Below are 7,244 nucleotides of genomic sequence, written 5' to 3'. Positions count from 1 at the left end.
GGCGATGGAGTATGTCCTGAGCTTAGTGTCCTAACCAACCTGGCGGTTGCTATAATTTCAGCCAAACCTAAGTAAACAAAGAGACACAAGAGACACTTCCTACTACACACAACACTATGTTGATTTCAGGAAGTTTCAAGAACCCTATTCAAATTCCATGCAGCGCTAATCAGTGCCAGATGGGTAAACGCTTGCGGAAAGTTTCCCATCGCCTCACCGCTGGCACCTATCTCTTCGGCGTATAACCCCAGATGAGTCGCATAACTGAGCATCTCTTCAAACTTCAGTCGTGCTTCGATCAAGCGAGCCGGATCAATCCGTCCAGCGCGAGTCAATGCTTCCACCAGCCAGAAGGTGCAGAGATTAAACGTGCCTTCATCCCCTGTTAAACCATCAATGGCATCCGCGACGTTATAGCGATAGACCAGGCTGTTCGACACCAATCCCCCGGCTTCGGGCGAGCGATTGATGGCATCAAGCGTTTTCAGCATCCGCGGATCATTGGGTGCCATAAACAGCACCAGGGGCATCATCAAGCTACTGGCATCCAGAGAATTGCTGCCATAGAACTGGATAAAAGCCTGCCGGTCTTCACTCCACCCCTTGCTAAGGATCTCTTCGTATATCTGATCCCGGACTCGCAGCCAGCGCTGGCGATCTGCCGGGAACGATCGCTTGTCTGCCAGACGCAAGCCGCGATCAATGGCGACCCAACACATCAGTTTGGAATAGACAAATTGTTTGCGTCCGCCGCGTACCTCCCAGATCCCTTCATCCTGACGCTGCCAGTTGTCACACACCCAATTGATCAAATGGCGCAAATATGTCCACAGATCGTAAGATATGGGAGAGCCATATTTGTTGAAAAGATAGACTGCATCCATCAACTCACCGTAAATGTCGAGCTGTAGCTGAGTGTAGGCACCATTGCCAATTCGCACAGGCGCTGAGTCTTTGTAGCCCGCCAGATGCTCCAATATTTCTTCTTTGAGGTCATGCCGTCCGTCAATGCCGTAGACGATTTGCAGCGGCGTATCCGGCTTTAGCTCCTGGCAGCGGGCTTCGAGCCAATCCATAAACTGCGCCGCTTCAGCGGTAAACCCAATTCTCAGCAGACCATACAGCGTAAAAGCAGCATCCCGAATCCAAGTGTAGCGATAGTCCCAGTTGCGTGTGCCACCCAGAGTTTCGGGCAAACTGCATGTGGGAGCGGCAACGATCGCCCCGGTAGGTTCATAGGTTAGCAACTTCAGCACCAGTGCTGATCGCTCCACCATTTCGCGCCAACGCCCTTTATAGTTGCACTGTGACAGCCAGCGCTGCCAGTATTTAACGGTGTGTACAAATAGATTGTGCGCCTCTTTTGGGTCAACGGGTGCGCCACAGTCGGCTGCTTTTTCGAGTTCTCGCAAAACAAAGGTAGCTTCTTCACCTTCGTCGAGCGTGAACTTGGCAAATACACCGCGATCGTTCTGCTCTAGGGGGACATCGGTTACGAGGGTTAACCGTAAGTCGGGTGACTCAAAGATCGCTCCATCTGAAGTGACAGTCGTTTTGTGGCGATCGCGGGCATAGTTAAATGCCGGGTAGCATTCCATCTCAAACGCCATAGAACAGCGAACCATTCTCACCCGTCGGACTAACCAACGGTAGCCGCGATCGTCCTCACTCAAGCCAACAGGCATGAAGTCAATCACCTCGCTGACTCCACAGGGCGACAAAAAGCGAGTCACCAGAATGTTCGTTTGCAGCCAATACATCTGCTTATGCGTCGTCACCTTAGTCAGCGGATAAATCTGGAAATGTCCTCCTTTATTCCGATCCAGTAGAGAAGCAAAGAGGCTGGGTGAATCGTGCCGGGGAAAGCAGAACCAATCGATCGAGCCATTTAACCCCACTAATGCGGTGGTATGCATATTGCCAATAATGCCGTAGTTACCGATCTGTTGATAGTCCATGTTGTGATTTAATATTACTCTCTTCAACAGCACGCCCCAAAGCTTACCCCTTTATGACTAAACCCCGACAAGAATTACGTAAACAATTGCAGACTATCCCTTGTTGCCGATACTTGTTGAGTAGGAGTTGCTGATAGTTGCTGACTGGTTCAAATGGAGATACATCTAGGCAATCCACAGCCTCAAACCATTGTGACCATTTTCCCACAAGCGTTTCATCAGGCTGACTCTCAGCAATTTTAACTTGATGTTTGTGGATAACAAAATCAATGAAGTCGGTCACTTCTTGCAAGAGTGGTTCGGAAAGTTGCTGCAATTTTGCAATGGTAGTTTCACGAATAGTCATGAGAATAATCCTTTTTCAGTCCTCTTCATTTTTACTCAAGGATTTGACTAAATGCACGGCAAGGGCGTAGGCGTAGCCCGTCGTAGACATCGCTTTCTGTAAGAATGCCTGCTGGCTAGCGATCTGTCTTTACCAACAACTTGAGCAGCTAACGTTACGCGGCGTTGATTATGCTGATTCTAGATGAGTGACCGGAATTTGTTCGGTTCTTTCAGGGGGTTTTGCTCCAGTTGCAATAGCATGAACCGCATGAAGAATATCGACAGAATAGTATCGATTGCCACAGGTATCACAAACACCTATCGTTACATCTTCGAGGATGACAAATCCATCTCTATGTTTAAATACCTCGCGCTTTACAATTCGAGGTTGAACAGTTCCTTGGCAATACTCACATCTATATCCATATCCATACATACGGCTACCCTTGAGCTTCAGTGACTTCACAAACAGTGATAATCAGATAAATTTTTATATTAATTTCTGCAATAGATTATAAATATCCCCTTTATCACCTTCTTTTCGTAAGCCTACACCAACAACTAATACTACCACTTGATCAATTTCTACTTTATAAAGTATACGATAGCGCTGACCAACAGCCCTAACACTACGATAATTGATAAGCTGTCCAGTTAAAGGTTTTCCCTGTTTTTCTGGATCTGTTTTTAACTTATCAATACGTAAACTTAAAACTTTTTGGTGACGTTTATCTTTAATATTTTCTAACATCTCTAATGCTAGAGGTGTTAACTGAATTTCAAATTCAATATTATCAGACTGTGGTATGTCAGAGTCCGAGTTTGAGTTTGGCATCATTCCAACTAATAGTTTCTCCCCTCTCTCCTTGAGCTATACTTTCTTGTAATTCTTGGGTAAATTCTTTATCAGATAAAATTGCCAGAGTTTCTAGTAAAGATTCGTATTTCTCAAAACTAATTGCAGCTATTACTGGTTTACCATGTTTGGTAATAATTATTGGATCTTCTTTTAAATCGTCTGGTAAATCTAGAAGTTGCTCTTGTGCTTCTGTAATTGTTAGGTATCTTAGCATATTTTCGTTGATAAATAATAGTAATTAACTATCATTATATCACTTCTTTGAAAAACCAACTTAAACCCAGTCCGATTCTCTATAAAAATGTCCTTACACTCTTTCACAATTATTAGATGATAATTATTTACTTTAATTTTAACTTGATGTTTGTGGATAACAAAATCAATGAAATCGGTCACTTCTTGCAGGAGTGGTTCAGAAAGTTGCTGCAATTTTGCGATCGCAGTTTCACGAATAGTCATAGGAATAATCCTTTTTCAGTCCTCTTCATTTTTACTCAAGGATTTGACTAAATGCACGGCAAGGGCGTAGGCGTAGCCCGTCGTAGACATCGCTTTCTGTAAGAATGCCTGCTGGCTAGCGATCTGTCTTTACCAACAACTTGAGCAGCTAACGTTACGCGGCGTTGATTATGCTGATTCTAGATGAGTGACCGGAATTTGTTCGGTTCTTTCAGGGGGTTTTGCTCCAGTTGCAACAGCATGAACCGCATGAAGGATATCGGCAGAATAGTACCGATTGCCACAGGTATCACAAACACCAATCGTCACATCTTCGAGAATGACAAATCCATCTCTATGTTTGAATGCCTCGCGCTTTACAATTCGAGGTTGAACAGTTCCTTCGCAATACTCGCATCTATATCCATACATAAGGCTAGCCTTGAGCTTCAGTGACTTCATAAACAGTGATAATCAAATAACGTCCGTTGCTTGCGAAACGCCCAACAATCCCAACAGGCGTTTCTTGAGCTAATGCAGTTCCTACTACTATATATTTTGTTCCTCTTGGGTCATCTTTTTCAACTCGGATGACTTGACCTCTCAGAACTGCCTCTTCCACATCTAAAATCGTCAGCATATCCTCAGCCATTTCTTCCATTGCATAGGCTGACATATCGTATTGGCGGAGTCTAATCTTTTCTCTTATGCGGTCAATATCACTGCGAGGCACTTGTTTGTTCAGATAACATTCAGCTAATGATACCAAGTCTTAAGTACAAAAAATTATACCTTGGTTAAGAGATAAACTAAATCAATTTGATAATAAAGATTAAGGGATTCCACTGTTAAGAATTGCATTGGTCATTTCTATAAAAATATATAAATTGTAGATTGTCGATACTTCCGTAACATACCAATTCTTGTCCAGCCAACCGCTATTTTTTTTCTTAATGTAAAGTTTTCCTGCTGAAATATCTATACTTTTAATGTCTAACCAAGGTAGAGTAGCATTTTTAACTTTAATTCCCTTTTTGCTAATTGTTATTTCTCCAAAAACAACCTCTTTTCCTAAAGCATAATTAAACTTTAGGCTAGGCATCAGGTGTTTAAAAAGTTCATAATTTAAATATTTACCTAATTCTTCGTTAGCAATTATTTCATCAATAACTATTTTTTTACCATCTTTAGTTTCAATAGTATACTCATAAGTTGTTCTACCATTAGGAATTATAAAGTATAGATAATATCTAGCACTATACTGCCACAGTGCCATAATATCACTAAAATTTATAACTCTTGTTTTATTGCTGGACTGATACACTAATCCCTTGTCATATATGAATAAACGGTCTTTTAATATATTTACAATTCTATATGCCAAAACACCAGAAACTATAAGACATCCTAATACTAAAATGAGGCTGAAACTTCCTTGCTGCAACCCAACTATAAATAATGGAAAGACACCGAATACAAAACCAAAGTAAATAAAAACTAAGGTAATATTAATAGTCGTTATAAGTTTTCTAGAAATTTTTGGTCTAAATTCTTTGACCAACTTTCCTAATATAGGATGATTTAAGTGCTGCTTACTCTGGCTCATGTATAATATACGTAAAATATTATTAGACTTGTATTTATTGTTATACCCATTTTAAAAATGATTGTTACACACCTAGTAAACAAAAAAAGCCCGCTCGTGCGGGCTTTCTAAATTAAATTACTGCTTTACTTACCGTTTTGCCAACTTCTTCGACATCTTCCGTAGACGAATAGATTGGGGTGTAACTTCCACCAATTCATCGGGGCCGATGTATTCCAAAGCACGCTCTAGGCTCATGTCTATTGGTGCTTGCAATTGCACTAGTTCATCACCACCAGCAGCGCGGTGGTTTGTCAACTGCTTGGTCTTACAGATATTCAATTCCAAATCTTGCGGACGATTGTGTTCGCCTACAATCATACCTCTGTAAACCTTTGTACCGGGAACAATAAAGAATGCTCCTCTATCTTCAGCGTTTCTCATGGCGTAGAAGGTAGAAACGCCTTCTTCAAAGGAGATTAAAACGCCTTTGTTACGGGCTTCAATGTCACCACTCAGTTGACGGTAGTCTAAAAAGCTGTGGTTCATGATGCCTTCTCCACGAGTCATCCGCATGAATTCACCCCGGAAACCAATCAAACCACGGGCGGGTATGACAAACTCTAGTTGGGTGCGATCGCCACTACTTGGTTGCATATCTTGCATTTCGCCTTTGCGTTGTCCCAGGCGCTCAATACAGCTACCCACAGCATCAACAGGAATGTCTAATACCAAGAGTTCGTAAGGTTCGCAAGGTTGACCGTTGACTTCGCGGTAAATTACCTGTGGCTGAGATACCTGAAACTCGAAGCCTTCCCGGCGCATGGTTTCAATTAAAATACCCAGATGGAGTTCTCCACGACCGGAAACGAGGAATTTATCGGGAGAATCGGTTTCTTCAACGCGTAAAGCCACGTTGGTTTCAAGTTCGCGGAAGAGGCGATCGCGCACTTGTCTTGATGTCACCAACTTACCTTCTTGACCTGCAAAGGGCGAATCATTCACCCAGAAGGTCATTTGCAAAGTTGGTTCATCCACTTTAATTAGTGGTAAAGCTTGAGGTTCATTGGGGTCAGTAATCGTTTCCCCAATGTAAGCATCAGCGAAACCAGCCACCGCCACAATATAACCTGCGGTGGCTTCTTCCAGGTCTACCCGTTTCAACCCTTCAAAGCCCATCAACTTACTGATTTTTGACTTGACAATTGTGCCGTTTTCTGTAATTAAAGCTGCTTGTTGTCCAGCACGGATAGTGCCGTTGTGAATTCTGCCAATTACAATCCGTCCCAGATATTCAGAATAATCTAGGGTTGTGACTTGCAATTGCAGAGGCTTATTGCTGTCACCTACTGGTGGTGGAACGTGTTTCAGAATTGCGTTAAACAAAGGTTGCATGTCTACCGATTCTGCTTCCAAGGTTTCCTTAGCAAAACCTCCCATCCCGGAGGCAAACAGATAAGGAAAATCACACTGATCTTCATCTGCCCCTAATTCCAAGAACAGATCCAAGACTTTATCAACAGCAACGTGGGGATCAGCTTGTCCACGATCGATTTTGTTGATGACAACGATGGGGCGCAGCCCTTTTTCCAAAGCTTTTTTCAGAACAAAGCGTGTTTGGGGCATGGGGCCTTCATTGGCATCGACAATCAGAAGACATCCGTCAACCATGCCGAGTACCCGTTCAACTTCGCCACCAAAGTCAGCGTGTCCCGGAGTATCAACAATATTAATTAATGTTTCTTTGTAGCGAACCGCCGTATTTTTGGACAGGATAGTAATACCCCGTTCCCGTTCTAGGGCGTTGGAGTCCATAACGCAATCCGGAACGTCTTCGCCTTCGCGGAAAATGCCGGATTGTTTGAGGAGTGCGTCAACCAGCGTGGTTTTGCCGTGGTCAACGTGGGCGATAATGGCGACGTTGCGAATTGGGAGCGTCATAGAAGCTTTTGGTGAACTCTAGAGGGTGTTTATAAGATTTACATTTGAATGCTAGGCTGTTTTAACAGAATTCGGGATGATCGGCAAATTCTGTAAAGAACCTTTAATAATTCTAGCGTAATCGTCACAATTGCAG

General features: G+C 43.0%; 9 protein-coding genes. All 9 read right to left on the bottom strand.

What is annotated here, in order from left to right; translation table 11 throughout:
• Positions 1 to 125: 125 nt before the first annotated feature.
• Entirely contained in the window at positions 126 to 1,958 is a 1,833-nt protein-coding gene (locus tag RMY63_RS31630; RefSeq protein WP_322732482.1) for a glycoside hydrolase family 15 protein, read from the bottom strand.
• 43 nt (positions 1,959 to 2,001) lie between these two features.
• Positions 2,002 to 2,304, bottom strand: coding sequence for a DUF2281 domain-containing protein (locus RMY63_RS31625; protein WP_322732481.1), 303 nt, complete (start codon positions 2,302 to 2,304; stop codon positions 2,002 to 2,004).
• 168 nt (positions 2,305 to 2,472) lie between these two features.
• Positions 2,473 to 2,721 carry a YgiT-type zinc finger protein gene (locus RMY63_RS31620; RefSeq protein WP_322732485.1) on the bottom strand — a complete coding sequence of 83 codons (249 nt, stop codon included), beginning with the start codon at positions 2,719 to 2,721 and terminating at the stop codon, positions 2,473 to 2,475.
• A gap of 54 nt (positions 2,722 to 2,775) precedes the next feature.
• On the bottom strand, positions 2,776 to 3,123 hold the full coding sequence (locus tag RMY63_RS31615; protein WP_322732480.1) for a type II toxin-antitoxin system RelE family toxin: 348 nt from the start codon (positions 3,121 to 3,123) through the stop codon (positions 2,776 to 2,778).
• Positions 3,095 to 3,358 carry a type II toxin-antitoxin system Phd/YefM family antitoxin gene (locus RMY63_RS31610; RefSeq protein ID WP_322732479.1) on the bottom strand — a complete coding sequence of 88 codons (264 nt, stop codon included), beginning with the start codon at positions 3,356 to 3,358 and terminating at the stop codon, positions 3,095 to 3,097. Before RMY63_RS31610 ends, RMY63_RS31615 begins: the two co-directional genes overlap by 29 nt.
• 413 nt (positions 3,359 to 3,771) lie before the next feature.
• Complete coding sequence (locus RMY63_RS31605) at positions 3,772 to 4,014, bottom strand: YgiT-type zinc finger protein (protein ID WP_229493312.1); 243 nt, start codon at positions 4,012 to 4,014, stop codon at positions 3,772 to 3,774.
• A 4-nt stretch (positions 4,015 to 4,018) separates the two neighbouring features.
• Positions 4,019 to 4,315, bottom strand: a complete 297-nt coding sequence (locus RMY63_RS31600; protein WP_322732478.1) for a DUF4258 domain-containing protein — start codon at positions 4,313 to 4,315, stop codon at positions 4,019 to 4,021.
• Positions 4,316 to 4,414: 99 nt separating this feature from the next.
• Positions 4,415 to 5,188: a DUF6585 family protein gene (locus RMY63_RS31595; RefSeq protein WP_322732477.1), complete on the bottom strand. Its 774-nt coding sequence runs from the start codon at positions 5,186 to 5,188 to the stop codon at positions 4,415 to 4,417.
• 129 nt (positions 5,189 to 5,317) lie between these two features.
• Positions 5,318 to 7,108 (bottom strand): translational GTPase TypA, encoded by a 1,791-nt coding sequence (typA, locus tag RMY63_RS31590; protein WP_322732476.1) that lies wholly within the window; start codon positions 7,106 to 7,108, stop codon positions 5,318 to 5,320.
• Between the last annotated feature and the right edge of the window lie 136 nt (positions 7,109 to 7,244).

Origin of the sequence: Nostoc sp. ChiQUE01b (assembly GCF_034531255.1) — a bacterium.
In the GTDB taxonomy this organism is placed as follows: Bacteria; Cyanobacteriota; Cyanobacteriia; order Cyanobacteriales; family Nostocaceae; genus Nostoc.
The sequence above is the reverse complement of the archived record's forward strand: the minus strand, read 5'-3'. Positions and strand labels throughout refer to the sequence as shown.